Genomic DNA, 24377 nt, shown 5'->3' with positions numbered 1-24377 from the left:
GCCGTGTGCGGTGTTCTTGCGCCGGTCCTGCGGTTGCGCTTATTCGAGGGTGATGAGGAGCGCCGCCATGCCAAGGCCCAGTCCGACAGCCACGCCGATGCGCTGGCGCAGGCGGCGGCTGTTCGCCACGATGCCCCTTGCAAACGTGCGCTTCGGCGCGCGCGGGTTGCTACGGTCTACGGTACCAGGGTGGATGCGTGGATGCGAGTGCTCGGTGTTCATTGCTAATTCCTTTTGCCATCTCCACCGGAGACAGGCGTTCAAGATGTGAGGGGGATTGCTGGAGCGTTTGCCGACAGGAGAGTCCGGCTGGTTCGCGCGTCGCGCCAGCCGTTCAGGCAAGCCGGGCAGTGCAGGCATCCAGCACGTGCGTGTCCCGGGCGTGCAGATGAGAAGCAGTCGACATGCGGTGCCAGTAACGCGTCACAAAAAAACCAGTCCGCGATGCCTCCTGCAAGATAGGGGCATCAGATGTTGTCTATTTTACATGTGCATCCAGCTAATACAAGGGCGCACACGATTGGTGTCGTTTTCACGATGTTGCTCTAAATAAACAATATGTTCCGATCCACCGGCAATGTCAAGTAATTGTGTCATGGGGGCGGGACGCAGCAACGATAGCGATTGCAGTTTCGGGAATCATATGACCGGCGAGGTCATCGTGAGTTCGGAAAACGATACAAAAAATCTAAGTATTCCCAGTTATTGAATCATGTTCTTCCATCGACAAGAGGCGATGCGGTACCGCCTTGTCCAGTCGTGCCCTGCGGTCCAAAATGATGCAATGCACAATCATCGTGCGGATGTGCGCTACCGCATAGCGCATTCGTGGTCGTAGCGGATGCGATTTCGCTCTGTGGCCGTTCATGGCACGGAGATTGCATATTGACAGCTGCGCAACGAAGCGCACGTGTCCTGCCAGCGCCGGCAGGGCCCACCAAGACAACGACGTCTACCCGGAGCATGAAAGCGTTCATGTCGGGGTATGCGTCTTTTTTTTCGCCCGATTACATAGGGATCGCGATGGAATATCAACAACTCGAAGCGAAGCGTGCCATGCCACAAACTGTCGACGGAGTGAATGTGACGCGCAGGAAGCTCGTGCAGGCCACAGGCCTGGCGGCAGGCACAGGCCTGCTGGGTCTGGCAACGGGTGGAGCGTGGGCGGCCGGATCGGACAAGCCGGAAAAAGAAGAAGTCCGGATCGGCTTCATTCCACTGACCGATTGCGCCTCGGTCGTGATGGCCTCGGTACTGGGCCTCGACAGGAAGTACGGCGTGAAGTTCGTGCTGAGCAAGGAAGCCTCCTGGGCCGGCGTGCGCGACAAGCTGGCCAACGGCGAGCTCGACGCTGCCCACGTGTTGTATGGCCTGCTGTACGGCGTCCAGACGGGCATTGGTGGCCAGAAGCGGGACATGGCGGTGCTGATGGGCTTGAACAACAACGGCCAGGCGATCACGCTGTCCAGCCAGCTGGCCGGGAAGGGCGCGACCGACGGTGCCTCGCTGGCCAGGCTGATGCGCGCCGAAAAACGCGAATACACCTTCGCCCAGACCTTCCCGACCGGGACCCATGCGATGTGGCTGTACTACTGGCTCGCGGCCAACGGCATCGATCCCATGAAGGACGCCAAGGTCATCACCGTGCCGCCGCCGCAGATGGTGGCCAATATGCGGGTCGGGAACATGGACGGCTTCTGCGTCGGCGAGCCCTGGGGCCACCGCGCCATCATGGACAAGGTCGGCATCACCGCCATCACCACCCAGGACATCTGGCGCGACCATCCGGAAAAGGTGCTGGGCAGCACCCTCGACTTCGCCAAAAAGCATCCGAACACCTGCCGCGCCATGATGGCTGCCATCCTCGAGGCCGGCAAATGGATCGACGCCTCGCTGGCCAACAAGAACAGGATGGCCGAGGTCATCGCCGCCAAGTCCTATGTGAACACGAGCAAGGATGCGATCGACCAGCGCATCATGGGCCGCTACCAGAACGGGCTGGGCAAGACCTGGGACGACGCGCACCACATGAAGTTCTACAACGACGGCCTGGTCAACTTCCCCTTCCTCTCGGACGGCATGTGGTTCATGACCCAGCATCGCCGCTGGGGCCTGCTGAAGGACGACCCGGACTACCTGGCCGTGGCATCCAGTGTCAACCAGGTCGAGCTGTACAAGGAGGCCGCGACCATGACTCGGACGCCGATTCCAAAGAGCCCGCTGCGCAGCTCGACGCTGATGGACGGCGCCCTCTGGGACGGCAGGAATCCGAAAGCCTACGCCGCCTCGTTCAAGATCAAGGTCTAAGCTCTCACCCACCCGGAAAGGAGTGCCATGAACGCCATCCTGAAATCCATTCCCAAGCCGTCCGCTGCCATCGTGGACCCGCTTGCTTCCGCGCCGGTGGCGCGTCCCCGGCCGCAGCGCAAGCCGGCGGCCGTGGCGGCGCGCGGCGCGCAGCCCCTTGCCAGGGCAGTGCTGCTGGTGCTGCCGCCGCTGGCGGGCATCGCGCTGGTGCTGCTGGCCTGGCAGATCATCGCCAGCCGCAACGCGGCCTTCCCGACGCCGCAGGCCACCTTGCAGGAAGCGCTGGCCCTGTTCGCCGACCCGTTCTACCGCAACAGCCCGAACGACCAGGGCATCGGCTGGAACGTCCTTGCGTCCTTGAAGCGGGTGGCGCTGGGCTTTGGCCTGGCCGCCCTGGTCGGCATCCCGCTCGGCTTCATGATCGGCCGGGTGCGCTTCATCGGCGGCATGTTCGCCCCCATCATCAGCCTGCTCAAGCCGGTGTCTCCGCTGGCCTGGCTGCCGATCGGTCTGCTGGTGTTCAAGTCCGCCGATCCGGCCGCGATCTGGTCGATCTTCATCTGCTCGATCTGGCCGATGGTCATCAACACCGCGGTCGGCGTGCAGCGCGTGCCGCAGGACTACATGAACGTGGCGCGCGTCCTCAACCTGTCGGAGTGGAAGGTGCTGACGAAGATCCTGCTGCCCTCGGCCCTGCCTTACATCCTGACCGGGGTACGCCTGGCGATCGGCACCGCCTGGCTGGTGATCGTGGCGGCGGAAATGCTGACCGGCGGCGTCGGCATCGGCTTCTGGGTCTGGGACGAATGGAACAACCTGAACGTCGCGCACATCATCATCGCCATCGTCATCATCGGCGTGGTCGGCCTCTTGCTGGAGCAGGCCCTGGTGGCCTTGGCCCGTGCCCTGACCCACGAACAAACTGCGAACTGAAAGGGGAGTAAGCATGGACCATCCGAAATTCATCGACATCGCCGGCGTGGAGATGGCCTTCCACACTAAGAAGGGCGTGTTCCAGGCGCTGCAGGGCATCAACCTGGCCGTGCGCAAGGGCGAGTTCATTACCCTGATCGGCCACTCGGGCTGCGGCAAGTCGACCCTGCTGAACCTGATCGCCGGGCTGCTGAAACCGACCGAGGGCGTGCTGCTGTGCGCCAACCGGGAAATCGCCGGGCCCTCGCCGGAGCGGGCGGTGGTGTTCCAGAACCATTCGCTGCTGCCCTGGTTGACCTGCTACGAAAATATCCATCTCGGCGTGGAGCGCGTGTTCGGCCGCGACGAGTCGCGTGCCCGGCTGCGCGAGCGGACCCAGGCGGCGTTGGCGCTGGTGGGGCTGGGCAGTGCGGAGGGCAAGCGCCCGCACGAGATCTCGGGCGGGATGAAGCAGCGGGTCGGCATCGCCCGGGCGCTGGCGATGGAGCCCAAGGTGCTGCTGATGGACGAACCTTTCGGCGCCCTCGACGCGCTGACGCGGGCGCACCTGCAGGACGAACTGCTCAAGATCGTCGCCGCCACCAGGTCGACCGTGGTGATGGTGACGCACGATGTGGACGAGGCGGTGCTGCTGTCGGACCGGATCGTCATGCTGACCAACGGCCCGGCGGCGAGCATCGGCGAGATCGTCGAGGTGGGTTTGGCGCGGCCACGCGACCGGGTGGCGCTGGCGCAGGACACGCGGTATACCGAGTATCGCAAGGCGGTGCTGGAGTTCCTGTACCGGAAGCAGGCGCATCCGGCGGTGGAAGCGGCTTGAGGGAAGTGGATCCGAAAACAAAAACGCCAGCCCGAAGGCTGGCGTTTCTGCTGATTCTGGTAGGCCGTGCTGGGCTCGAACCAGCGACCAACGGATTAAAAGTCCGCTGCTCTACCAACTGAGCTAACGACCCGAAAGAAGCAGGATTATAGGATGTGCCGCGCCCGCTGTCAAATGCTGCGCGGCATCATCGCAGGCGCGTGAACTTATTTCAGCGACGCCAGGCGGTCCTTGGCGGTGCGGGCCGCGCTCGACTCCGGATATTTCGACACCAGTTGCTGCAATGCCTTCCTGGCGTTCTTGCTGTCCTTCAGCAAGGCATAGCTGCTGCCGATGTTCAGCATCGCGTCCGGCACCTTCGGGCTGGTCGAGTAGGTCGTGGTCACGACTTCCTGGGCCGCGATCGCCTTTTTATAATCGCCCAGCGCGTAATAGGCGTTGCCCAGCCAGTACTGCGCGTTGGCGGCGTAGGCCGAATCCGGGTAGCGGCGCACGAAGTCCTGCAGGGCGGCGGTGGCGCCCTTGTAGTCGCCGGACTGGAACATGGCGGTCGCGCTGTCGTAGGCGCTCTTTTCGGACGGCAGTACCGAAGCGACCTGGCCGTCGACGGTTTCCTGCTGCGGTTCGACCTTCTTCAGGCGCGCGTCGAGGTCGGCGTACAGCTGCTTCTGGCTTTCCTGGGCGCGGCTGATCTGGTTGGCCAGCACTTCGATCTGGCCGCGCAGGCGCGAGATTTCCTGCATGGTCTGCTCGTGCTGGTTCAGCATGTCGAGCTGGGCGGTCCTGTCCGATTTGGTGTCGATACGGGCGTTCAGCTCGCGGGCGACGGCGTCGACCTTGGCGCGCAGGTCGAGGATGGCCTTGCGCGCTTCATTGTCGCTGAGCAGGCTGGCGGATGCCTGCAGCGGCATCCAGGCCATCAGGGCCAGCAGGGCAAGGCGGGACGGGGACATTTTAATCATGGCAGTTCTTTCCGATAGCTGAGTAAGAGCGCCTGACAAAACCTCCATGGCTGCGTTGCACCGTCTTGCCGTACAGGTGTACTGTCTGCGACGGTGCGCCTTGCCCTGAAGGTTTTATCAGACGCTCGAAAAACGGGGCGGATGCAGTCTGCACTGCTGTCCGCCCCGCTGTCAATCGGCCTAGCCTTAAGCCGTATCAGCCTAGTTAATCAACTATTACTGATAGACGATGTCGGCGCGGCGGTTTTCCGCCCATGCCTCTTCGTTGCTGCCGGTCGCTTTCGGCTTTTCTTCGCCCAGCGAGACGGCTTCCATCTGGTTGTCCGACACGCCCAGCGAGGCCATCGCACGGCGGACGGCTTCGGCACGCTTCTGGCCCAGGGCCAGGTTGTACTCGGTGCCGCCGCGCTCGTCGGTGTTGCCCTGGATCAGGACCTTGCGGTTGGTGTTCTTGCTCAGGTAGCCCGAGTGGTTGGCGACGACCGGCTTGCCGTCTTCGCGCACGACGAAGCTGTCGTAGTCGAAGTAGACGCTGCGGTTGGCCAGCACGCCTTGCGGATCGTTCAGCGGGTCGACGCTGCCGGTCTCGACCGGACGGACGTCACGGGTGTCGGCCGGTGCCGGCGCGGCTTCCGGGGTCGGGGTCTTCTCGACGACCGGGGTTTCCTGCAGCTTGGTCGACGAGCAGGCGGTCAGCAGGGCAGCCGAAGCGATGAGGGCCAATTTCTGGAAATTGCGCATGGTTTTTCTCCTTGTCTATTAAAGTTTTACTGCTTTTTTACTTCATGAAGGGACCCCAGCTGGGCTCCCGAATGTTTCCCGCATTGGTGGTTAAGCGCTGCTTGACCCGACCATCCACCGAGACCACGGCCAGCGAGACACGCCCGCCACCTTTGGTCGCATACATGATGTACTTGCCGTTTGGCGAAAAACTCGGTTCGGTGGCCCCATCGGCCAGGCGCAGTTCCTGGCCGCTGGCCAGGTCCATCGCGTAAAGGGAGAAATTGCCGTTGCGCTGGGAAATCCAGGCCAGTGTCTTGCCATCGGAAGACACGCGCGGGCTGATATTGTAATTGCCATTGAAGGTCACACGGGTCGGCGTGCCGCCCGAGACGCTCATCTTGTACACCTGCGGGCCGCCGCTGCGGTCGCTGGTGAAGTAAATGGTCTGGCCGTCGGCCGAGAACTGCGGTTCGGTGTCGATCGCCGGGTTGTTGGTCAGGCGGCGGTGGCCGGTGCCGTCGGAGTTCACGGTGTAGATCTCGGTGTTGCCGTCCTTCGAGAGGGCCACGGCCAGGGTGCGGCCGTCCGGCGACCAGGCGGGCGCCGAGTTGTTGCCCTTCAGGTTCGAGATCACGTTGCGGCGCCCGGTCATCAGGTCCTGCAGGTAGACCACCGGCTTGCGGTCTTCCATCGACACATAGGCGACCTTGGTGCCGTCGGGCGACCAGGCCGGCGAGATGATCGGCTCGCGGCCGCGCGCGGCGATGACTTCGTTCTCGCCGTCGGCGTCGGCCACGGCCAGGGTGTAGTTGCGGCCGGCGCGGTCTTCCTTCACATAGGCGATGCGGGTCGAGAAGACGCCGCGCACGCCGGTCAGCTTTTCGTAGATATCGTCGGCGATGCGGTGGGCCTGCAGGCGGATGTACTTGGGCTGGACTTCGCCGCCCAGCTGCGAGATCTGCGCGCCCTTGACGGTGTCGTGCAGCTTGTAGCGCACCGCGAAGCGGCCGTCCGGGCTGCGCGTGACGCTGCCGACCACCAGCGCGTCGGCGCCGCTGGCACGGAAGGCGGCCAGGTCGACGCTGGCGCTGTCGCTGATGGTCTGGCGGGCGTCGATGACCTTGAACACGCCGCTGCGCTCGAGGTCGGCGCGGATGATGTCGGAGACGTCGTCAGGCGCCAGGTTTTCGTCGGCGAAGGCGGCGACCGCAACCGGGATCTGGTTGCTGCCGACACCGGCGATCTCGACCTTGATCTGGGCCTGAGTGGCAGTGCCCATCAGGAGGGTAGCGCTAAACAGCAGGTAGTGGAGTTTTTTCATATCTGTCTCTGAAACCGAATCAGTCGTAGTCTTTCATCGAGAAGTTGACATCGAGTACGCGCTCTACCGTCCCATCCTTTTTCTTGGGAAGCGGGGATGCCTTTTTGATACCATTTTCCACTGCTCTGTCAAACTCAGGCACACCGCTGCTTTTTACCAGGCGCACCGACATGATCTCGCCGGTCGGCAACTGCTCGACCTTGAAGATGGCCTTCGGATTGCCCGGCATCGTGGTGCTGCCGCCATAGGCGGTCGCGCTCTTGATGGCGGCGGTGATCGCGGCCACGTAGCCCGCGTCGGCCTTCGGCGCGGTCGATTTCTCGGCCGTGCCGGTCGTGCCCATCGCGCCGGCCATGCGTTTCAGGTCTTCCTGGCGCAGTTTCTCGAGCTTGGCGGCTTCGGCCTTTTCCTTTGCAGCTTTTTCCTTTGCAGCCTTCTCGGCAGCGAGCTTCTCAGCCTTCTTCTTTTCCTCGGCTTCTTTCTTGGCGAGTTCCTTTTTTTCGCGCTCGGCGTCGTCCTTCTTTTTCTTTTCGGCGAGTTCTTGCTTGCGCTCCTCTTCCTTGCGCTCGCGCTCCTTCTTCTCGGCCAGCTCACGCTTTTCCTGTTCCTTGCGCTCTTTTTCGCGCTGCAGCTTGATATCCGGCTCTACCGGCGCAGGACGTTCCACCGGCGGCGGCTCGACCGGACGCGGCGGTGGGGTAGGAGCGGGCTCGGGTTCGGGCTCCGGTTCGGGGGCGGGCGGGGGCGGGAGCGTGGGCGCCGCGGCGGTCTGCACCGACATGTCCCAGACTTCGGCCTCGACGGCGACCGGCTCGTTGCTCTGCCAGCTGATGCCGAAATACAGGAAGCCCAGCAAGACGGCGTGCACGGCCACTGCCAGCAGGAAGGCTGGCAGGCGGCTCGGTTCTGGCGGCACGCGGTAGGGCGCGCCGGCGGTGGCAGGCTGAGGGACGTGCTTCATTGCGGCAGACATCTGTTCTTCACTTGGTGGCGAGTCCCACCCGGTTGATGCCCATCTTCTTGGCTTCGGAGATCAGCTGGATCACATCGTCGTATTTGCTGTCGCGGTCGCCTTCGATCAAGACCGGGTAGTCCGGATTCTCTTCGTGCAGGGCGCGCAGGCGGGCGAGCAGGGCGGTGCGGTCGGCCACGTCTTCCATGGCGGCCTTCTGCTTGCCGCCGACGCCGATCGACAACTTGTTGTCGGGCTGGACCGCAACACGGATATAGGTGTCCGGCGGCAGCGCCGATTTCTCCGCGGCCGGCAGGTTCACCACGCTCGGCGCCTCGTTGGCCGGCACCGCCATGAAGATAATGAGCAGCACCAGCATCACGTCGATGTAGGGCACGACGTTGATTTCGGATTTAAAGGCGCGTTTGCGTCCACTGCGCAGGCTGCTGTTCAAAGCCATGACGGTCCCCCTCGCTTCAGCGCGCCTGGCGCTGCAGGATGTTCGAGAACTCTTCGACGAAGCTCTCGAAGCGGATCGCCAGGCGATCGATGTCGTGGGTGAAGCGGTTGTACGCCACCACTGCCGGGATTGCCGCGAACAGACCGATCGCGGTGGCGATCAGCGCTTCGGCGATGCCGGGCGCGACCACGGCCAGGGTGGCTTGCTCCACGCTGGCCAGGCCGCGGAAGGAATTCATGATGCCCCACACGGTGCCGAGCAGGCCGATGTACGGGGAGACCGAGCCGACCGAGGCCAGGAAGTTCAGGTGGATGTCGAGGGCGTCGAGTTCGCGCTGGAAGGCGGCGCGCATGGCGCGGCGCGAGCCGTCCAGCACCGGACCCATGTCCGAGAGATCGCGTGCGGCCTGCTTGCCCTTGATGAATTCGCCCATGCCCGATTCGAAGATGCGCGCCAGCGGACCGCTCTGGTCGCGCTGGGCGCTGGCGCTCTGGTGCAGGGTGTGCAGGTTGCCGCCGGCCCAGAAGCTGCGCTCGAACTGCTCGGTTTGGCTGCGTGCGGCGCGCAGGGCGAAGGCCTTGCGGAAGATATAGGTCCAGCTCACGATCGAAAGGATCAGCAACAAGGCCATGATCAACTGCACCAGTACGTGGGCATTGAGGATCAAGGCGGACAACGAAAGGTCTGGGGTCTCGGTCATCGGGTAGGGTTCGGTTAAACTAATCTTGTCAAATAAGCACGCGCCTCATGCGGCGCGCATTTTATCAGCAGCCTCGTCGGGAAGCGAACGCGGCCGCATGGTGGCGGTGTCCACGCAGCCGACCTTGACGCTGGCACTGGTGAGCAGCAGGTCGCCCTTCCAGGCCTGTTGGGCGAACTGGACCGAGGCACGGCCCAGCTTTTCGACAGTGGTGCGGATGGTCAGCACATCGTCCAGGCGGGCCGGCGCATGGTAGTCCAGGGACACGCTCTTGACGACAAAGGCGGCACCCATGGTTTCCAGCAATTCCTGCTGGCCGACGCCTGCCGCGCGCAGCCATTCGGTGCGCGCACGCTCGAAGAACTTCAGGTAATTGGCGTAAAACACGATGCCACCGGCGTCGGTATCTTCGTAATAGACCCTGACTGTCCAGTCAAAAGCTGAAGGCATTTCCCCTGCCATTAAATGAAAATAGGAAACATTTTACGCGATTTCTGCCCTCCTTATGTACGCTTGCGAACATATGGGAAAGGAACCGGTCGAACATGCCTGATGGAAAAGACAGCTACGGTGCGCAGTAGTAGACGTGAAACATAGCCGATAGGCCAATTACTGTAACACTTTCTCACAATTGCAGAGCGCGCGATACAGTCCAACAGTCCGGTGGACTGTTGGACGCCTGGCTTTAGTTGCGCTTGATGGCAAACGGCGCGAAGCCCTGGCAGGTCGGCATCATCTCGATCCGGTTCACGTTCACATGTGGCGGCAGGGTCGCGATCCAGTAGGCCGTGTTGGCGATATCCTCGGGGCTCAAGGGCGTCGTGCCTTCGTACACCTTGGCTGCAGCCGCGTCGTCGCCATGGAAGCGCACGTTCGAGAATTCGGTGCCGCCGCACAGGCCCGGCGCCAGGTCGGTCGCGCGCACGCCGGTGCCGACCAGGTCGGCGCGCAGGTTCAGGGTGAACTGCGCCACGAAGGCCTTGGTTGCGCCATAGACGTTGCCCCCTGGGTAAGGGAAATGGCCGGCCACCGAGCCCAGGTTGATGATCAAGCCGCTGCCGCGCGCCACCATGGCGGGCAGCACGGCGCGGGTCATGGTCACCAGGCCCTGGCAGTTGGTAGCGATCATGGTGTCCCAGTCTTCCAGCGGTACCTCATGGGCCGGCTTGGTGTTCAGCGCCAGGCCCGCATTGTTGATGAGCACGTCGATGTCGCGCCAGTCTTCCGGCAGGCCGCTCAGTGCCGCCTCGATCGAGGCGCGGCTGGTGACGTCCAGGGTGATGGGCAGGGCCTTGTCGCCCAGTTCGCGCGCCAGCTTGTCGATGCGCTCGGTGCGACGGGCGGCGAGGATGGCACGGTGGCCGTTCTGGACGAAAACGCGCGCCATCGCGGCGCCGAAGCCGGCCGAAGCGCCGGTGATGAAGACGATCATGGTTGGTCCCGAGGGCTGTGGATGAAGAGCTAGCTGAAAATTGTAGCCGAAATGGCCACAAGTCCGCTGGCGCCCTTTGCGCCTCCTCCAGGCTTGCAAGGAAGACAGCAGTTTCCTTGCCCTAAGGGGCATGGATCACATACAATCTGGAGTCATTTACGTCTCACGTAACTGGCGAAACACCGTGCGCCCGCGAATTGTCATTTGTGCGGCGGCGGTCAAGGTGGGCACCCACCGGGGAACGTGAGATGTCACCCGCCGTTCGCCTGGGCAGCCATCAACTGGCATCGCGCCGATGTGGAGAAGGTCTGGCTGCCTTGCGCCTGCCGGCCCCGCCGCTCGACGCTGCCCGTTGCCTGGTATTTCTCTCGATTGGAGTTTTACATGTTTGCAAAAGACCATACGCTCGCCAATATCGACCCGGAACTGTGGGATGCCATCCAAAAAGAAAACGTTCGCCAGCAAGACCACATCGAACTGATCGCTTCCGAGAACTACACCTCGCCGGCCGTGATGGAAGCGCAGGGCTCGCAGCTGACCAATAAATATGCCGAAGGCTATCCGGGCAAGCGCTACTACGGCGGCTGCGAATACGTCGACGTCGCCGAGCAGCTGGCGATCGACCGCCTGAAGCAACTCTTTGGCGCCGAAGCCGCCAACGTGCAGCCGAACTCGGGCTCGCAGGCCAACCAGGGCGTGTTCTTCGCCATGCTGAAGCCGGGCGATACCATCATGGGCATGTCGCTGGCCGAAGGCGGCCACCTGACCCACGGCATGGCCCTGAACATGTCCGGCAAATGGTTCAACGTCGTCTCCTACGGCCTGACCGAGCAGGAAGACATCGATTACGAAGCCATGGAACGCCTGGCGCGCGAGCACAAGCCGAAGATGATCATCGCCGGCGCTTCCGCCTTTGCCCTGCGCATCGACTTCGAGCGCTTCGCACGCATCGCCAAGGAAGTCGGCGCCTACTTCATGGTCGACATGGCCCACTACGCCGGCCTGATCGCCGCGGGTGAATACCCGAACCCGGTGCCGCACGCCGACTTCGTCACCTCGACCACCCACAAGTCGCTGCGCGGCCCGCGCGGCGGCATCATCCTGATGAAGGCCGAGCACGAGAAAGCCATCAACTCGGCGATCTTCCCGGGCATCCAGGGCGGTCCGCTGATGCACGTCATCGCCGCCAAGGCAGTGGCCTTCAAGGAAGCGCTGTCGCCGGAATTCAAGGAATACCAGAAGCAGGTGGTCAAGAACGCCGCCGCCCTGGCCAATACCCTCACCGAGCGCGGCCTGCGCATCGTCTCGGGCCGTACCGAATCGCACGTGATGCTGGTCGACCTGCGCGCCAAGGGCCTCACCGGCAAGGAAGCCGAAGCGATCCTGGGCCAGGCACACATGACCTGCAACAAGAACGGCATCCCGAACGACCCGCAAAAGCCGTTCGTCACCTCGGGCATCCGCCTCGGCAGCCCGGCCTTCACCACCCGCGGCTTCAAGGAAGAAGACGCGGTCAAGGTCGGCCACCTGATCGCCGACGTGCTGGATAATCCGCACGACGCCGCGACCATCGAGCGCGTGAAGGCCGAAGTGAAGCAGCTGACCGACAAGTACCCGGTGTACGCCAAGTAAGCAACCTCGGGGCCGCGCTTGCGGCCCCTTTCGATGAAAGAGCGGCACCCGGCGCCATGAAATGTCCTTTCTGCCAGCATGAAGATACCCAGGTCCTCGACACCCGCGTGTCCGAGGAGGGGGACGCGATTCGTCGGCGCCGGCGCTGCGCGAAGTGCGACAAGCGCTTCACCACCTACGAGCGGATCGAACTGTCGATGCCGATCATCGTCAAGAAGAACGGCAGCCGCACCGAGTTCTCGTCGAACAAGCTGCGCGGCAGCCTGATGCTGGCGCTGAGGAAGCGCCCGGTCGCGGCCGAAGCCATCGACACCGCGGTGGCCACCATCGAAGAAAAGCTCCTGACCAGCGGCCGCCGCGAGGTGGACACCGGCTACGTCGGCGAGCTGGTGATGCAGGAACTCAAGCGTCTCGACAAGATCGCCTATATCCGCTTCGCCTCGGTCTACAAGAATTTCGAGGACCTGGCCGAGTTCCAGGAAGCTATCGCCGAAGTCGGTCAGCCGCGCAAGTGAGCGCCTAGCAATCCCCTCATTAGCGGCCCCGGGTCGTCTCGCCGTCCTGGCGAGGCGCTCAAAACCAGCGCGCGAGCAAGCGTCGCTACGCGTGCTTAACAGTTCCCCGGACCCGATTGCGCCAGCTCACGGCTGGCCCCGCCACGCCTGATAACTTCGCAGCTCGCAAGCGCAAGCTGGGTTCGCAGGCTATCGAAGGAGGGTGCCGTGAAGGGGAAGGTTCAGGGTTTCACGCTGGCCGAGGTGCTGGTCGCACTGTTCGTGCTGGCGGTCGGCATCGTCGGCGCAGGCGCCACGCAGCTCACCGCCGAGCGTACCCGTCAGCAGTCGGCGCTGATGTCCGAGGCGTCCCAGCTGGCGGCCTCGCTGGCCGCGCGCATCCAAGTCAACCGTTCGGTGGCAAGCCTGCCTGACGGCGCCAATCCCTATCTCGCCTTGTCCTATGACGCGGCAGAAGGCCCGCCGGTGGCCGGCGCCGGCTGCTTCGGCGCCCCCTGCACACCGGCCCAGCTGGCCGAGTTCGACCTGCACGAAATCCGCCAGGCGGTGTACGCCCGGTTCCCGCGCGGCCGCATCGCGGTATGCCGCGACAGCTCGCCCTGGGACAGCGCCGACAAGCGCTTGCGCTGGAGCTGCGACGGCAATGCCAGCGCGCTGCCGGTCGTCAAGCTGGGCTGGCAGGGTACCGGCGATGCGCCCGGCTACGTTGGGGTGATCCGATGAGGTCCCGCGCGTGCAGGCCGCCATGCAGGCAGGGCGGGATGACGATGCCCGAGCTGCTCATTGCCATGAGCGTCGGCCTGGGCGTGCTGCTCGCCGCCGCCAGCCTGTTCATCTGGGCCAACCGTGCCTTCGCCGCGCAGGCGGAGACGGCCGCGATGGACGATGCCGGACGCTATGCGCTCGAAGCCATCGCACGCGCCGTGCGGCAGTCGGCGGCGGCCGACTGGGAAGGCAGCGGCGGTCCGGATCCGGACGCGCCGGCACGCCTGTCCGGCTTCGACGCGGGGAGGGTGGGCCAGGCTGGATCCGGTATCGACAATGCCCTGCCGGACGCCGTGAACGGCAGCGACGTGCTGGCGGTCCGTTTTCCCGGCACCGGCGCGCCGCCCAATGGCGACGGCACGAGCCTCGACTGCGCCGGATTCAGCGTGCACCGCAACGAGGAAGGCTGGAGCATCTTCTATGTGGCCCGCAATGGCCAGGGCCACGCCGAGCTGCGCTGCAAGTACCGCGGCCATAGCAACTGGTCGGCGGACGCGGTGGTCGGCGTCGTCGACAGCTTCCAGGTGCTGTACGGGCTCGATAGCGATGCCGACGGTACGCCGGAACGCTACCTGAACGCCAGCGCGCTGGCCGGGCTGGACGCAGGCCTCGTGCTCGCCGGCAGCACCGCGGCCGAGCGCGACGCCGACCTGCGCCGCCGCACCCATTGGAAGAAGATTGCCAGCGTGCGCGTGGCCCTGCTGATGCGCGGACCGGTGAGCCGGCTCGCGTCGGCACGCAATGCCGTCCACGAACTATTCGGGCGCGACTATGGCACCCTCGCAGGCGCCGTCGATGCCGGCACCCGCCTGCAGGAAGCGGAGTTGGCGGGTCCGGAAGCGCCGCGCTACCGCAAGGTGTTCGGCACCACGATTGCACTGCCTGCGCGCATGCGGTGAGGCCGCATGCGCGTATCCGTCCACCCGTCATGTCGCCACGGCGAGCGCGGCGTCGCGCTGCTCACGGCGCTGCTCTTGACACTGGCCGTCCTGATGACCAGCGTCGCCGCGGCGCGCTCCGCGATCAACGGCGCGCGCGCCGCCGGCCACGAGCGCGACCGGATACTGGCGCTGCACGCCGCGATGGCGGCGTTGGCGGATGCCGAACACGACATCGAAGGCGGTCTGGACCCGGGCTCGGCACGTGCTGCGGCGCTGGCGAACGCAACCCCGGGCGCCTTTGCCGCCGGCTGCCGCGGCGGCACGCCTTATGACGGCCTGTGCGAGCGTGCGCCGGATGCCGGCGACATCTTCGCAGCGCTGGCGGACGACCAGGGGCCGGCGGTCGAGTTCGGCACATTCACGGGGGCGCTGATCCCGGCAGGAGAGGGGGCGTTTTCCGTCCGGGCGCCGCGCTACCTGATCGAACGGATGCCGTCCGCGGCCGGTGCACTGCTGTACCGGGTGAGCGCGCTCGGCTTCGGCAGCATTCCGACGACCCAGGTGGCCGTTCAGGCGTACTACCGGAAGCTGCTGGCAGGCGCTCCGGCGGCAGGCGCCGGCCCATCCGGGCCTGGACAGGGACAAGGCCCCGGAACAGGACCGGAAGCGCCGCCGGAACCGGAGGGCCCCGGCTTGCCGGAGACGGCGGGTGGGCCCGGCATCCGGGTAGGCTGGCGCGAGATCGGCAACTGGCGCGAGACGGTCGCATCGGTGGGCAAGTAGAGGCGGGAACGGAGGATTGATGAGGAACTGTCGTGGGTTCACGCTGGTGGAAATCCTGATCGTGCTGGCGATCGTCTCGATCCTCGGCGCGATCGCCTACCCGGGCTATATGCGCCATGTGGTCAAGACCCGCCGTGTCGAGGCGCAGCTGGCGCTGGTCGATGCCATGCAGCGGCAGGAGCAGTACCGGGCGCTGCACCATACCTACATTGCCTTCTCGATGGCCTCCACCGACGCGGACAGCCGCCAGTTCCGCTGGTGGCTCGGTGCCAGCCCGGAAGAGAGTGCCTACGAGCTCGACGGGCGTGCCTGCGAAGGGCAGGCCATCAGCCAGTGCATCGAACTGCGCGCCCGGCCGGGCACCGCGAACGTCGATGCCGGCTTCCGTGATCCCGACTGCGGCGTCCTGAGCTTCGACAGCACAGGCGCACAGGGTGCCGAGGGTGCTGCCAGCAGCGGGCAGCGCTGCTGGCCATGAGGGGCGCGCCGATGCGCCGGCCAGACCGTGGCGCCACGCTGGCCGAACTGGCCGTGGTGCTCGCCATTGCTGCCGCGGCCTTCGCCGTGGCCGCGCCGGACCTGCACGCGCTCGTCACGGCGCAGCAGCTCAAGGCCGCCTCCGGCGAACTGCATGACGCCATCCTGCACACCCGGGCGCAGGCGATCGCCCGCAACGAACAGGTCAAGCTGGCGCCGCGCGACCCCGGCGGAGCCGACTGGACGCGGGGCTGGACGGTGTTCATCGACCGGGACGGCGACCGCCAGCCAAGCGCGGCGGACGAGGTGCTGGCGGTGCACGGGCCGCTGCCGCAAGGCGTCCGGATCGACTTTTCCTTCACCCAGTCAGCGCCGCCACAGTACATCGCCTACAATGGCGCCGGACGCAGCTGCAGCGACACCAACAGCGGTGCAGCACGGCTCGGTACGCTCTCGCTGTTCCACGGGGGGCAGACCCGGCGTATTAAAATCAACATGCTCGGACGCATACGGCAGTGCAACCCGGCGCGCGACGACGGCTGCGAGGGCGCGCAGGCACCGCGCTAGCCGCAGCCGCATAGATGGCAGCGGCGCGGCAGCGGCGCGGCAGCGGCGCGGCAGCGGCCCCGGGAACGGAAGCGGGCAGGGCCTTGATAGCGGAACGGAACACCTTGGCAAACGACACGGCACAGATTCTCAACGATACCGACGGCATGGCGCTGGCCCTGCACTGGGCGGCGAAAGGCATGTACCTCACGGCGCCCAATCCCCGGATCGGCTGCGTGATCGTGCGCGATGGCGCCGTCATCGGCGCCGGCCACACCCAGCCCGCCGGGCAGGCGCACGCCGAGATCCAGGCGCTGCGCGACGCCCAGGCGCGCGGCAACGACGTGCGTGGCGCCACCGCCTACGTCACGCTGGAGCCGTGCAGCCATTACGGCCGCACGCCGCCGTGCTCCAACGCGCTGGTGCAGGCCGGCGTCGGGCGGGTGGTGGCCGCCATGACCGACCCCAATCCCCTCGTCGCCGGACGCGGCCTGGCCCAGCTGGAAGCCGCAGGCATCGCCGTCACCTCGGGCGTGCTGGCCGAGCAGGCCCATGAACTGAACATCGGCTTCTTCTCGCGCATGCGGCGCGGCCTGCCCTGGGTGCGCCTGAAAGTGGCCGCCAGCCTGGACGGCGCCACCGCCCTGGCCGGTGGCGAGAGCCAGTGGATCACCGGACCGGATGCCCGTGCCGACGGCCACGCCTGGCGCGCCCGCGCGCAGGCGATCCTGACCGGCATCGGCACGGTCAAGGCCGACGACCCGCAGCTGACCGTGCGCGGCATCGATACCCCTTTGCCGCCGCGTCGCGTGATCGTCGACAGCCGGCTCGAGATCGACCCGGGCGCCCGCATCCTGCAGGGCGAGCCGTGCTGGATCGTGGCCGCCGTCGACGTGCAGGGAAAATGCGCAGAGAAAGCCGCCGCCTTGCGCGCGGCGGGCCATGACGTATTCACTCTCCCGAATGCGCAGGGCAAGGTCGACCTGCCCGAGCTGATCCGCGAGCTCGGCCGGCGCGAAATCAACGAGGTGCACGTGGAAGCCGGCTCGAAACTGAATGCGTCGATGGTGCGCGAGGGCTGCGTCGACGAACTGCTGGTCTACCTGGCGCCCAGCCTGATCGGGCCGGGGCAGGGCATGTTCGCGCTGCCGCCGCTGGCGCGCCTTGGCGACAAGCGCCAGCTGCGCTTCCACGACGTGGCGCGGGTCGGCGAGGACATCCGCATCCTGGCCCGCTTCGCCAACACAAACATTCAACACTGAGTCAACACTGAGGAACAAGTTCACATGTTTACTGGAATCGTCGCCGCCGTCGGCAACATCACTTCGGTCACCCCGCTCGAAGGCGGCTCCTTCGCGGGCGTGCGCCTGGAAGTCGACGCCGGCCCCTTGGGACTGGCGGACGTCGCGCTGGGCGACTCGATCGCCATCAATGGCGCCTGCATGACCGTTGTCGCCAAGACCGACAAGGCCTTCACCGTGGACGTTTCGCGCGAAAGCCTGAACAAGACAGTGGGATTGGCGTCGCCCGGCGAAGTCAACCTGGAAAAGGCGCTGACCCTGGCCGAGCGGCTGGGCGGCCACCTTGTCTCCGGCCATGTGGACGGGCTGGGTACCGTGCACAGCTTCGAGCCGGTCGGCGAATCGCGCGAGCTGGTCGTCGATGCGCCCTGGGAGCTGGCCAAGTTCCTCGCCTACAAGGGCTCGGTGGTGGTCAACGGCGTGTCGCTGACGGTGAACCGGGTCGAGGACATCGAAGGCGAGGGCGGCAAGGTATGCCGCTTCTCGATCAACCTGATCCCGCACACGATCGAGGTGACGACGCTCAAGCACCTGAAGGCGGGCTCGAAGGTGAACCTGGAGATCGACCTGATCGCGCGCTACGTGGAGCGCATGCTTTCCGCGAAAGATTGAATCGTAGGGTGGGCGCATATCGGGCCAGTGGCCGATATGCGTCCACGCGGTCAAGCAGCAGCAAGATCATTGCGTCCGAGAGCGGAGCCGATAGCGATCATCGCGCGGGCGGGAACCCGCCCACCCGACAACATCAACCGCCAGGCGCCGTGTTGCCGCTGCCGGACGCCGCCACCGCCGTAGCGGTCTGCTTCTCCGGATTCAACACCACCTGCACGTAATTCTGCTCGTTGAAGTAGCGCCGCGCGGCCGCGCGGATCTCCTCCGCCGAAATCGCCCGCACCTGCTTCTCGACCTCCAGGATCGCCCCTGGGTCCGTCCCTTCGCTCAGCGCCGTCTGCAAGTAACCCAGCCAGTAGCCGTTCTCGCGCAGCGAGCGGCGGTGGTTCTGGATCCAGTTGCTCTTCACCTTGTCCAGGTCGGCGGCCTCCGGCCCCTCGGCCTGCAGGCGCCTGATTTCGTCGAAGGTCGCCGCGATCACCTTGTCCACGTGCTCCGGCCCGGTCGGCAGCGTGACACCGATCGAATAGTTCCCGTAGGGGATCTTGCTCAGCACCCCCGATGCGCCGCCGCCGTAGATCAGGGCCATCTTCTCGCGCAGCACGCCGATGAGGCGCAGGTTGACCACTTCGAGCAGCGCAGCCAGGCGCAGCTGCTCGGCGTCGCTGAACTCGGCCGTTCCGGTGAAGGTCAACGAGATCGTGCTCTTCGGTTCCGTGCCGCTACGCACTTCGCGCTTGACCACGCCCGTCGCCGGGCGCAGGCCGACGTCGCGGTAGGCCACCGTGAGCTCGGACGTCGGCAGGCTGCCGAGGTAGGTCGCCAGCAGCGGCTTGAGGGCGGCCACCTCGAAACTGCCGACCAGGATGAAGGTCAGGTCCTTGGCGCTGGAAAAACGCTGGCGGAAGATGTCGATGCTGCGGTCGAGGTCGATCTGCTCGTATTCCTCGGCCTTCAGGGTGCGCGGCGCGCGCGGGTGCTTGTTGTACAGCGCCGCCATCACCGCGTCGCCGAAGCGCGCGCCCGGTTGCGCGGTCTGGTTGCGCGCCTGCTCGGCTTGCTTGCCGACGTAGGAGCGGAACAAAGCTTCGTCGCGCCGCACACCGTGGAACTTCAACCAGGTCAGCTGCAACATGGTCTCGATGTCGGTGGCGCCCGAGGCGCCCACCACCACGTCGGTATAGTTGGCCAGGCCGACGTCCACCTGGGCCGCCTTGCCGGCCAGGATCTTGCGCATGTCGAGCGGGGTGAAGTCCCTGACGCCCATGCTGGCAACAATGGCATTGGCAAAGCGCGCATTCAGGATGTCCTGGTCGCCGTACAGGCTCTGGCCGCCGAAGCGGGCGGCGCTCATCATTACCTGGTCGTTGCGGAAGTCGGTCGGCTTCAGGATCACCTTGACGCCGTTCGACAGCGTCAGGCGCGTCAGGCCGAGCGCCGCATCAATCGACTCTGCCACGATCCTGCCCGGCGAGGGCGGACGGTCCATCAGGCGCGCCGCCACCGCCTTCTCATCGTGCGGGCGCAGTTCGGCGCGCTCGGCGCCGGCGACCGCCGCCAGCAGTTGCGGGCCCTGCGGCGTATCGTCACGGGTCACGCCGGTGTACAGCACCAGCTTGCCCGAATCCGCGGGAATGGTGCGGCGCGCATAGGCGTTGACTTCGTCGAGCGTAATGCCGGGCACCAGTTCCCTGACGTAGCGGTATTCGGTATCGATGCCGGGAATCGCTTCCTGCTGCAGGAAGTTGCGGATGTACTCGGCGGCATAGGTGCTGGAATCGCTCTTGGCGCGCTCGTTCCAGGCCTGCTCGTACTGGCGCATCAGGCTTTTCTTGACCCGCTCCAGTTCGGCCGCGCCGAAGCCGTAGCGGCGCGCACGCTCGTTTTCCTCCACCAGGGCGGTCAGGGCCGCTTCGGCGCCGCGCGGGCCCAGCGCGGCCGAGGCATTGTAGGAACGGTAGCGCGGGGTCAGCTTGCCGAGCGAGCTGCTGGCGCCCATGAAGGGCGGTTCCGGCAGCTGCGACAGTTCCTGCAGGCGCTGGTTGAGCATGGCGGAAAACAGCGATTGCACCAGGTCGTCGCGGTAGGCGCGGATGGTGCCGGCTTCGATCACCGGCTGGACCGGGTAGCGGATCAGCACCGCGTTGCCGGTGGCCTCCTTGTCGGTGACCACCAGCGCCTGGGTAGCCTGGCGCGCCGGAATTTCGGCATAGGCACGCGGGCGCGCCGGCACCGGGTTCTTCAGGTGGGCGAAATGCGCCTTCACCAGCTTTTCGGCCCGCAGTGGATCGATGTCGCCCACCACCACCACCGCCATCAGGTCGGGACGGTACCAGTCGCGATAGAAACGGGCCAGGGCCTCGGGCTTGAAGTTGCGCAGCACCTCTTCGGTGCCGATCGGCAGGCGCTCGGCGTATTTCGACCCATTGAAGATCGCCGGCATGATCTGCTTTCCCATGCGGTCCGAGGCGCCTTTGCCGAGGCGCAGCTCTTCCAGCACGATGCCGCGTTCCTTCTCGACCGCCTCCGGATCGAATTGCAGGCCGTGGGCCCAGTCTTCCAGCACCTGGAAGGCCCTGGACACATGTTCCGGCTTGTCGGTGGGGATCGGCAGGATGTAGACGGTCTCGTCGAACGAGGTATAGGCGTTCAGGTCGGCGCCGTAGCCGACGCCGATCGACTGCAGGTAGGACACCAGCTCGTGCTTGCGGAAGTTGGTCGAGCCGTTGAAGGCCATGTGCTCGACAAAGTGGGCCAGGCCGCGCTGGTCCTCGTCTTCGAGGATGGAGCCGGCCTTGACCACGAGCCGCAGCTCGAGCTTGCGTTCGGGGCGGGCGTTGCGCTGGATGTAATAGGTCAGGCCGTTCGCAAGCTTGCCTACCTTGACCTGCGGGCCGACCGGGATCAGGGCGTCGAGGCGCAGCACAGAGGCGGCATCGCCGGTGGCCTTGGCAGTGGGAGCGGCGCCCGCCGCCTTGCCGGTGACCGGGACGGCCGCGGCCGGGCCTGCCAGCGCGTGTGCGCAGAGCAGCGCGGCCAGGCAGAGGCCGCGTACGACATTCTTGCTCATCGGGGATCCATTCTGTGGACGAGTATGCATTCTACCGCGCATGCCGGACTGCACTGTTGCGTTGTCGTATATGCGTGTTCAAAGCGGCATGTTCAAAGCGGCATGTTCAACACCGCGACACGCCCATTGGACAGCAGCTGCGCCATCTCGTGGGCCGGCACCGGGCGGCTGTACAGGTAGCCCTGCATCACATCGCAGCCGATCAGGCCCAGGAAGTCGCGCTGCCCGACCGTTTCCACGCCCTCGGCCACGACCGCCAGCGACAGGCCCTGGGCCAGCGCGATGGTGGCCTGGGCGATGGCGGCGCTGCTCTGCTCCGTGGTGATATTGCGCACGAAGGTCTGGTCGATCTTCAGCTTGTCGAGCGGGAAGCGCGACAGGTAGCCGAGCGAGGAATAGCCGGTGCCGAAGTCGTCCAGCGACAGCGACACACCCATGGCGCGCAGCTCGGCCATCTCGGCCTCGGCCACGGCGCTGTCGCCGAGCATCACGCTTTCGGTCAGTTCCACCTCGAGGTAGCGCGGTGCCAGGCCGCTGTCCGACAGAGCCTTGCGCACGACACCGCTCACCGAGCCGGCCTTGAACTGGTTGGCCGAGACGTTGACGGCCACCCGCACCGGGCCCAAGCCGGCGTTTTGCCAGGCCTTGTTCTGGAAGCAGGCCTGGCGGATTACCCATTCGCCGATCGGGTGGATCAGGCCCGTGTCCTCGGCCAGCGGAATGAAGTCGCCCGGCGAGACCGTGCCGATCTCTTCGCTGCGCCAGCGCAGCAGGGCCTCCACGCCGACCACGCGACCGTCGATGCGCGAGACCTGCGGCTGGTAGTGCAGGGCCAGTTCCTCGCGCTCGATGGCGCGCCGCAGGCGCGTCTCCAGCGCCAGCCAGCGCAGCGCCTGGGCGTTCATCTCGCCCTTGAAGAAGCGGAAGCCGTTGCGTCCCGCGCCCTTCATCTCGGTGAGCGCCGCGTCGGCGGCTTTCAGCAGGTCGCCCGGGGCGTTGCCGTCGCGCGGGAAGATGCTGATGCCGACGCTGCCCGTGACCACCACGTCGTGTCCACCCACCGAGTGCGGCTGGGCGATGGCGTCGATCAGGCGGCGCGCGGCCAGGATGATGTCTTCGGTATCGTGGCAGCTGGTGAGCAGCAGGACGAATTCGTCGCCCGACAGGCGCGCCACCGTGTCGGTCGGGCCGGCGATCTCGCCCACCCGGCGCGCCACTTCGCGCAGCACGGCGTCGCCCGCCGCGTGCCCGAGGCTGTCATTGATGCGCGAGAGGCGATCGACGTTGAACAGCAGCAGCGCCAGCTGGCCGTCGCCCTGGCGCGCGGCAGCCATGGCCTGCTGCAGGCGGTCGTTGAACAGCGAGCGGTTGGGCAGCAGCGTGAGGCCGTCGTGGTTGGACAGGAAGTCGAGTTGGTGGTGCGCGGCCTTCAGCGCCGACAGGTCGGTCGACACCGAGACATAGGCGGTCAGCTTGCCGGACTCGTCGTGCACCGCGCTAATGCTGAGGCGCTCCGGGTAGACCTCGCCGTTCTTGCGGCGGTTCCAGATCTCGCCGCGCCACTGGCCGTCCTGTTCCAGGCAGTGCCACATGCTGCGGTAAAAGGGGGCGTCATGCCGGCCCGAGCGCAGGATGCGCGGGTTCAGGCCCAGCACCTCGGATTCGCGGTAGCCGGTGATCTGCTCGAAGGCCGGGTTGATCGCGACGATCCGGGCCTCGGCATCGGTCATCAGGATGCCTTCCTGGGTGCTGTCGAAGACCTGGCGCGCCAGCTCGAGGCGGTGCTCGCTCTCGCGCAGGGCCTTGTCGGCGTCGGCGCGCGCCAGCGCCTCGAGCTGCAGCTGGGCGGCGTGGCGCTGCACGACGTCGTACAGGTTCAGGTTTTCATGGGCCACCGCGAGCTGGGCGGCCAGCGCCGTGGCCCAGCGCTCTTCCTCATCGGTGAAGGCCGGTGCGCCCGGGCAGCGCGCGCAGTACAGCCAGCCGTGCGGGTGCTGCAGGTCGTGCACCTGCAGGCCGAGGAAGCTTCCCATGGGCGGGTGACAGGACGGAATGCCGTCCAGCAAGGGATCGCCTTGCACCAGGCGCAGCGGCGCCCTGGCGCGCAGCAGCATGCCGGGTAAATGGCCTTCGTCCAGCGCATCGGAAGCGAGCAACTCGGGCCCCAGCGCCCAGGTGTCGAGGTGGCGCACGCTGCGTTCGCCCCGGTCGAGCAGGCACAGCGCGGCGAAATCGGCATGCAGCACGCGGCGCGCGGCATCCAGGAAGGACGCGGCCAGGGTCTCGACGCGGCGCTCGCCGATCAGGGACAGGCACATGCGTTCCAGTTCGGCCAGGCGCGCACCGAGGTCGAAGGGCAGGGCGCGGTCGTTTTCCGGCGCCGGCTGCGGCACCGGCAGCGGCGGCGCGCCCTCAAGCACGCCCAGTTCGCCATTGATGGCATCGAGGATCTGCTGTGGATCGGCCGGCTTGGGCAGGACGGTGGCGACGCCGCAGCGCGCTGCCATCGCCCGGGTTTCGCATTCGGCATACACCGCCGAGAAGAAGATCACGCGGATGCTCCGCAGGTCCGGGTCCTGCCGCAGGTGCTGGACCAGCTCATAGCCGTCCATGACGGGCATCAGGAGGTCCGTAATCACCAGGTCGGGGCGCTGGGCGCGCGCCAGGGACAATGCCTCGGCGCCGTGTTCGGCCTCGAGCAGGCGGTGGCCCGTGAAGCCGAGCAGCGCATTCAGGAAGGCGCGGTTGCTTGGCCGGTCGTCGACGATCAGGATCGTAGCCATTCACTCCCGCCTTTCGTGCGAAAGCGGACAAGCGTCGAATGAATGCGGAACGACCGCCATGGCTACTCCAGAAAATGGCCGCGCCGCGCCGGGGGGGAGCCTCGGCGGTACATGCGACCGCAATGTTTTTATCATAATCGAGTCAAGCGTGGACACGCTACTTCGTTGCGTGGAGGAAGCTCAGCTTAACAATGATGGGCAGGGCGATGTGAGCGAAAAAATTTATTGTTGCCATGTGGCAACAACCGTTGACGAATTCGTAGTGCCGTGCTGAGGAGGATCGCCAGTCCCTCGGTTGAAAGGCGGTAAATCCTTTAAAATAACGGATTACACAAAAATCCCCCCGTTTCAAGGAATCCGTATGTCTATCTCCAGCACCGAGGAAATCGTTGCCGAATTGCG

At 65.7% G+C, this 24377-nt stretch carries 24 protein-coding genes, 1 tRNA gene and 1 riboswitch; of the genes, 12 read left to right on the top strand and 13 right to left on the bottom strand.

Features of this window, described 5'->3' with window-relative positions:
* Positions 1-39: 39 nt before the first annotated feature.
* On the bottom strand, positions 40-222 hold the full coding sequence (locus MA09_RS02645) for a hypothetical protein (RefSeq protein ID WP_036245158.1): 183 nt from the start codon (positions 220-222) through the stop codon (positions 40-42).
* Positions 223-1023: 801 nt separating this feature from the next.
* On the opposite strand from MA09_RS02645, the gene MA09_RS02640 reads away from it, so the two are divergent.
* Genes MA09_RS02640 through MA09_RS02630 form a run of 3 tightly spaced genes read left to right on the top strand, consistent with a single transcriptional unit; the run spans position 1024 to position 4060 of the window.
* A complete protein-coding gene (locus MA09_RS02640) occupies positions 1024-2307 on the top strand; it encodes a CmpA/NrtA family ABC transporter substrate-binding protein (protein WP_373887833.1) in 1284 nt (427 codons plus the stop codon).
* A 27-nt stretch (positions 2308-2334) separates the two neighbouring features.
* On the top strand, positions 2335-3240 hold the full coding sequence (ntrB, locus tag MA09_RS02635) for a nitrate ABC transporter permease (RefSeq protein ID WP_036245156.1): 906 nt from the start codon (positions 2335-2337) through the stop codon (positions 3238-3240).
* Between the two features lie 13 nt (positions 3241-3253).
* Positions 3254-4060, top strand: coding sequence for an ABC transporter ATP-binding protein (locus tag MA09_RS02630; protein ID WP_036245153.1), 807 nt, complete (start codon positions 3254-3256; stop codon positions 4058-4060).
* A 57-nt stretch (positions 4061-4117) separates the two neighbouring features.
* On the opposite strand, the gene MA09_RS02625 is transcribed toward MA09_RS02630, so the two are convergent.
* The 9 genes from MA09_RS02625 to MA09_RS02585 form a co-directional block, all read right to left on the bottom strand.
* Positions 4118-4193: transfer RNA gene (locus tag MA09_RS02625), tRNA-Lys, on the bottom strand.
* Positions 4194-4266: 73 nt separating this feature from the next.
* Entirely contained in the window at positions 4267-5022 is a 756-nt protein-coding gene (ybgF, locus tag MA09_RS02620) for a tol-pal system protein YbgF (protein ID WP_036245151.1), read from the bottom strand.
* 216 nt (positions 5023-5238) lie between these two features.
* The gene (pal, locus tag MA09_RS02615) at positions 5239-5763 is read right to left on the bottom strand and encodes a peptidoglycan-associated lipoprotein Pal (RefSeq protein WP_036245148.1); all 525 of its coding nucleotides are present in this window, start codon (positions 5761-5763) and stop codon (positions 5239-5241) included.
* Between the two features lie 37 nt (positions 5764-5800).
* A complete protein-coding gene (tolB, locus tag MA09_RS02610; protein WP_036245146.1) occupies positions 5801-7066 on the bottom strand; it encodes a Tol-Pal system beta propeller repeat protein TolB in 1266 nt (421 codons plus the stop codon).
* A gap of 19 nt (positions 7067-7085) precedes the next feature.
* Positions 7086-8027, bottom strand: a complete 942-nt coding sequence (tolA, locus tag MA09_RS02605) for a cell envelope integrity protein TolA (RefSeq protein WP_036245144.1) — start codon at positions 8025-8027, stop codon at positions 7086-7088.
* A 19-nt stretch (positions 8028-8046) separates the two neighbouring features.
* Entirely contained in the window at positions 8047-8478 is a 432-nt protein-coding gene (locus MA09_RS02600; RefSeq protein ID WP_036245142.1) for a biopolymer transporter ExbD, read from the bottom strand.
* 16 nt (positions 8479-8494) lie between these two features.
* Positions 8495-9178 carry a protein TolQ gene (tolQ, locus tag MA09_RS02595; protein ID WP_036245140.1) on the bottom strand — a complete coding sequence of 228 codons (684 nt, stop codon included), beginning with the start codon at positions 9176-9178 and terminating at the stop codon, positions 8495-8497.
* 45 nt (positions 9179-9223) lie between these two features.
* Positions 9224-9628: a tol-pal system-associated acyl-CoA thioesterase gene (gene ybgC / locus MA09_RS02590; RefSeq protein ID WP_036245139.1), complete on the bottom strand. Its 405-nt coding sequence runs from the start codon at positions 9626-9628 to the stop codon at positions 9224-9226.
* A gap of 235 nt (positions 9629-9863) precedes the next feature.
* Positions 9864-10610, bottom strand: a complete 747-nt coding sequence (locus MA09_RS02585) for an SDR family oxidoreductase (protein WP_036245137.1) — start codon at positions 10608-10610, stop codon at positions 9864-9866.
* Between the two features lie 157 nt (positions 10611-10767).
* Positions 10768-10889, top strand: a riboswitch (ZMP/ZTP riboswitch).
* 105 nt (positions 10890-10994) lie between these two features.
* Between MA09_RS02585 and glyA the strand changes: the two genes are divergently transcribed.
* The 9 genes from glyA (at position 10995) to MA09_RS02540 (ending at position 18122) form a co-directional block, all read left to right on the top strand.
* Positions 10995-12242 carry a serine hydroxymethyltransferase gene (glyA, locus tag MA09_RS02580; protein WP_036245135.1) on the top strand — a complete coding sequence of 416 codons (1248 nt, stop codon included), beginning with the start codon at positions 10995-10997 and terminating at the stop codon, positions 12240-12242.
* Between the two features lie 56 nt (positions 12243-12298).
* Positions 12299-12757 carry a transcriptional regulator NrdR gene (nrdR, locus tag MA09_RS02575; protein ID WP_036245133.1) on the top strand — a complete coding sequence of 153 codons (459 nt, stop codon included), beginning with the start codon at positions 12299-12301 and terminating at the stop codon, positions 12755-12757.
* A 207-nt stretch (positions 12758-12964) separates the two neighbouring features.
* Positions 12965-13480 carry a type IV pilus modification protein PilV gene (gene pilV, locus MA09_RS02570; RefSeq protein WP_036245131.1) on the top strand — a complete coding sequence of 172 codons (516 nt, stop codon included), beginning with the start codon at positions 12965-12967 and terminating at the stop codon, positions 13478-13480.
* Between the two features lie 38 nt (positions 13481-13518).
* Positions 13519-14421, top strand: a complete 903-nt coding sequence (locus MA09_RS02565; protein WP_229440527.1) for a PilW family protein — start codon at positions 13519-13521, stop codon at positions 14419-14421.
* Between the two features lie 6 nt (positions 14422-14427).
* Positions 14428-15186, top strand: a complete 759-nt coding sequence (locus MA09_RS02560) for a pilus assembly protein (protein ID WP_051933104.1) — start codon at positions 14428-14430, stop codon at positions 15184-15186.
* A 19-nt stretch (positions 15187-15205) separates the two neighbouring features.
* The gene (locus MA09_RS02555; protein WP_036245125.1) at positions 15206-15664 is read left to right on the top strand and encodes a type IV pilin protein; all 459 of its coding nucleotides are present in this window, start codon (positions 15206-15208) and stop codon (positions 15662-15664) included.
* A gap of 11 nt (positions 15665-15675) precedes the next feature.
* Positions 15676-16230 (top strand): GspH/FimT family protein, encoded by a 555-nt coding sequence (locus MA09_RS02550; protein WP_036245122.1) that lies wholly within the window; start codon positions 15676-15678, stop codon positions 16228-16230.
* A 146-nt stretch (positions 16231-16376) separates the two neighbouring features.
* A complete protein-coding gene (ribD, locus tag MA09_RS02545) occupies positions 16377-17471 on the top strand; it encodes a bifunctional diaminohydroxyphosphoribosylaminopyrimidine deaminase/5-amino-6-(5-phosphoribosylamino)uracil reductase RibD (RefSeq protein ID WP_036245318.1) in 1095 nt (364 codons plus the stop codon).
* Positions 17472-17495: 24 nt separating this feature from the next.
* Positions 17496-18122, top strand: coding sequence for a riboflavin synthase (locus MA09_RS02540; RefSeq protein WP_036245120.1), 627 nt, complete (start codon positions 17496-17498; stop codon positions 18120-18122).
* 133 nt (positions 18123-18255) lie between these two features.
* Here MA09_RS02540 and MA09_RS02535 read toward each other — a convergent pair whose 3' ends face one another.
* The 3 genes from MA09_RS02535 to MA09_RS25165 all read right to left on the bottom strand — a co-directional run.
* On the bottom strand, positions 18256-21192 hold the full coding sequence (locus tag MA09_RS02535; RefSeq protein ID WP_036245117.1) for a pitrilysin family protein: 2937 nt from the start codon (positions 21190-21192) through the stop codon (positions 18256-18258).
* 92 nt (positions 21193-21284) lie between these two features.
* On the bottom strand, positions 21285-23975 hold the full coding sequence (locus MA09_RS02530) for an EAL domain-containing protein (RefSeq protein ID WP_036245114.1): 2691 nt from the start codon (positions 23973-23975) through the stop codon (positions 21285-21287).
* Between the two features lie 157 nt (positions 23976-24132).
* The coding region (locus MA09_RS25165) for a hypothetical protein (RefSeq protein WP_229440526.1) at positions 24133-24377 on the bottom strand (245 nt) is incomplete at its 5' end.

The organism is Massilia sp. BSC265, from assembly GCF_000740675.1.
Lineage (GTDB): Bacteria > Pseudomonadota > Gammaproteobacteria > Burkholderiales > Burkholderiaceae_D > Telluria.
Note: the sequence above shows the minus strand (reverse complement) of the source record. Positions and strands in the feature narration are given on the sequence as shown.

Excerpts from the sequence above, each read along its gene's own strand:
- MA09_RS02645 (WP_036245158.1), bottom strand. The coding sequence starts at position 222 with ATGAACACCGAGCACTCGCATCCACGCATCCACCCTGGTACCGTAGAC.
- MA09_RS02640 (WP_373887833.1), top strand. The coding sequence starts at position 1,024 with ATGGAATATCAACAACTCGAAGCGAAGCGTGCCATGCCACAAACTGTC.
- ntrB (WP_036245156.1), top strand. The coding sequence starts at position 2,335 with ATGAACGCCATCCTGAAATCCATTCCCAAGCCGTCCGCTGCCATCGTG.
- MA09_RS02630 (WP_036245153.1), top strand. The coding sequence starts at position 3,254 with ATGGACCATCCGAAATTCATCGACATCGCCGGCGTGGAGATGGCCTTC.
- ybgF (WP_036245151.1), bottom strand. The coding sequence starts at position 5,022 with ATGATTAAAATGTCCCCGTCCCGCCTTGCCCTGCTGGCCCTGATGGCC.
- pal (WP_036245148.1), bottom strand. The coding sequence starts at position 5,763 with ATGCGCAATTTCCAGAAATTGGCCCTCATCGCTTCGGCTGCCCTGCTG.
- tolB (WP_036245146.1), bottom strand. The coding sequence starts at position 7,066 with ATGAAAAAACTCCACTACCTGCTGTTTAGCGCTACCCTCCTGATGGGC.
- tolA (WP_036245144.1), bottom strand. The coding sequence starts at position 8,027 with ATGAAGCACGTCCCTCAGCCTGCCACCGCCGGCGCGCCCTACCGCGTG.
- MA09_RS02600 (WP_036245142.1), bottom strand. The coding sequence starts at position 8,478 with ATGGCTTTGAACAGCAGCCTGCGCAGTGGACGCAAACGCGCCTTTAAA.
- tolQ (WP_036245140.1), bottom strand. The coding sequence starts at position 9,178 with ATGACCGAGACCCCAGACCTTTCGTTGTCCGCCTTGATCCTCAATGCC.
- ybgC (WP_036245139.1), bottom strand. The coding sequence starts at position 9,628 with ATGCCTTCAGCTTTTGACTGGACAGTCAGGGTCTATTACGAAGATACC.
- MA09_RS02585 (WP_036245137.1), bottom strand. The coding sequence starts at position 10,610 with ATGATCGTCTTCATCACCGGCGCTTCGGCCGGCTTCGGCGCCGCGATG.
- glyA (WP_036245135.1), top strand. The coding sequence starts at position 10,995 with ATGTTTGCAAAAGACCATACGCTCGCCAATATCGACCCGGAACTGTGG.
- nrdR (WP_036245133.1), top strand. The coding sequence starts at position 12,299 with ATGAAATGTCCTTTCTGCCAGCATGAAGATACCCAGGTCCTCGACACC.
- MA09_RS02565 (WP_229440527.1), top strand. The coding sequence starts at position 13,519 with ATGACGATGCCCGAGCTGCTCATTGCCATGAGCGTCGGCCTGGGCGTG.
- MA09_RS02560 (WP_051933104.1), top strand. The coding sequence starts at position 14,428 with ATGCGCGTATCCGTCCACCCGTCATGTCGCCACGGCGAGCGCGGCGTC.
- MA09_RS02555 (WP_036245125.1), top strand. The coding sequence starts at position 15,206 with ATGAGGAACTGTCGTGGGTTCACGCTGGTGGAAATCCTGATCGTGCTG.
- MA09_RS02550 (WP_036245122.1), top strand. The coding sequence starts at position 15,676 with ATGCGCCGGCCAGACCGTGGCGCCACGCTGGCCGAACTGGCCGTGGTG.
- ribD (WP_036245318.1), top strand. The coding sequence starts at position 16,377 with ATGGCGCTGGCCCTGCACTGGGCGGCGAAAGGCATGTACCTCACGGCG.
- MA09_RS02540 (WP_036245120.1), top strand. The coding sequence starts at position 17,496 with ATGTTTACTGGAATCGTCGCCGCCGTCGGCAACATCACTTCGGTCACC.
- MA09_RS02535 (WP_036245117.1), bottom strand. The coding sequence starts at position 21,192 with ATGAGCAAGAATGTCGTACGCGGCCTCTGCCTGGCCGCGCTGCTCTGC.
- MA09_RS02530 (WP_036245114.1), bottom strand. The coding sequence starts at position 23,975 with ATGGCTACGATCCTGATCGTCGACGACCGGCCAAGCAACCGCGCCTTC.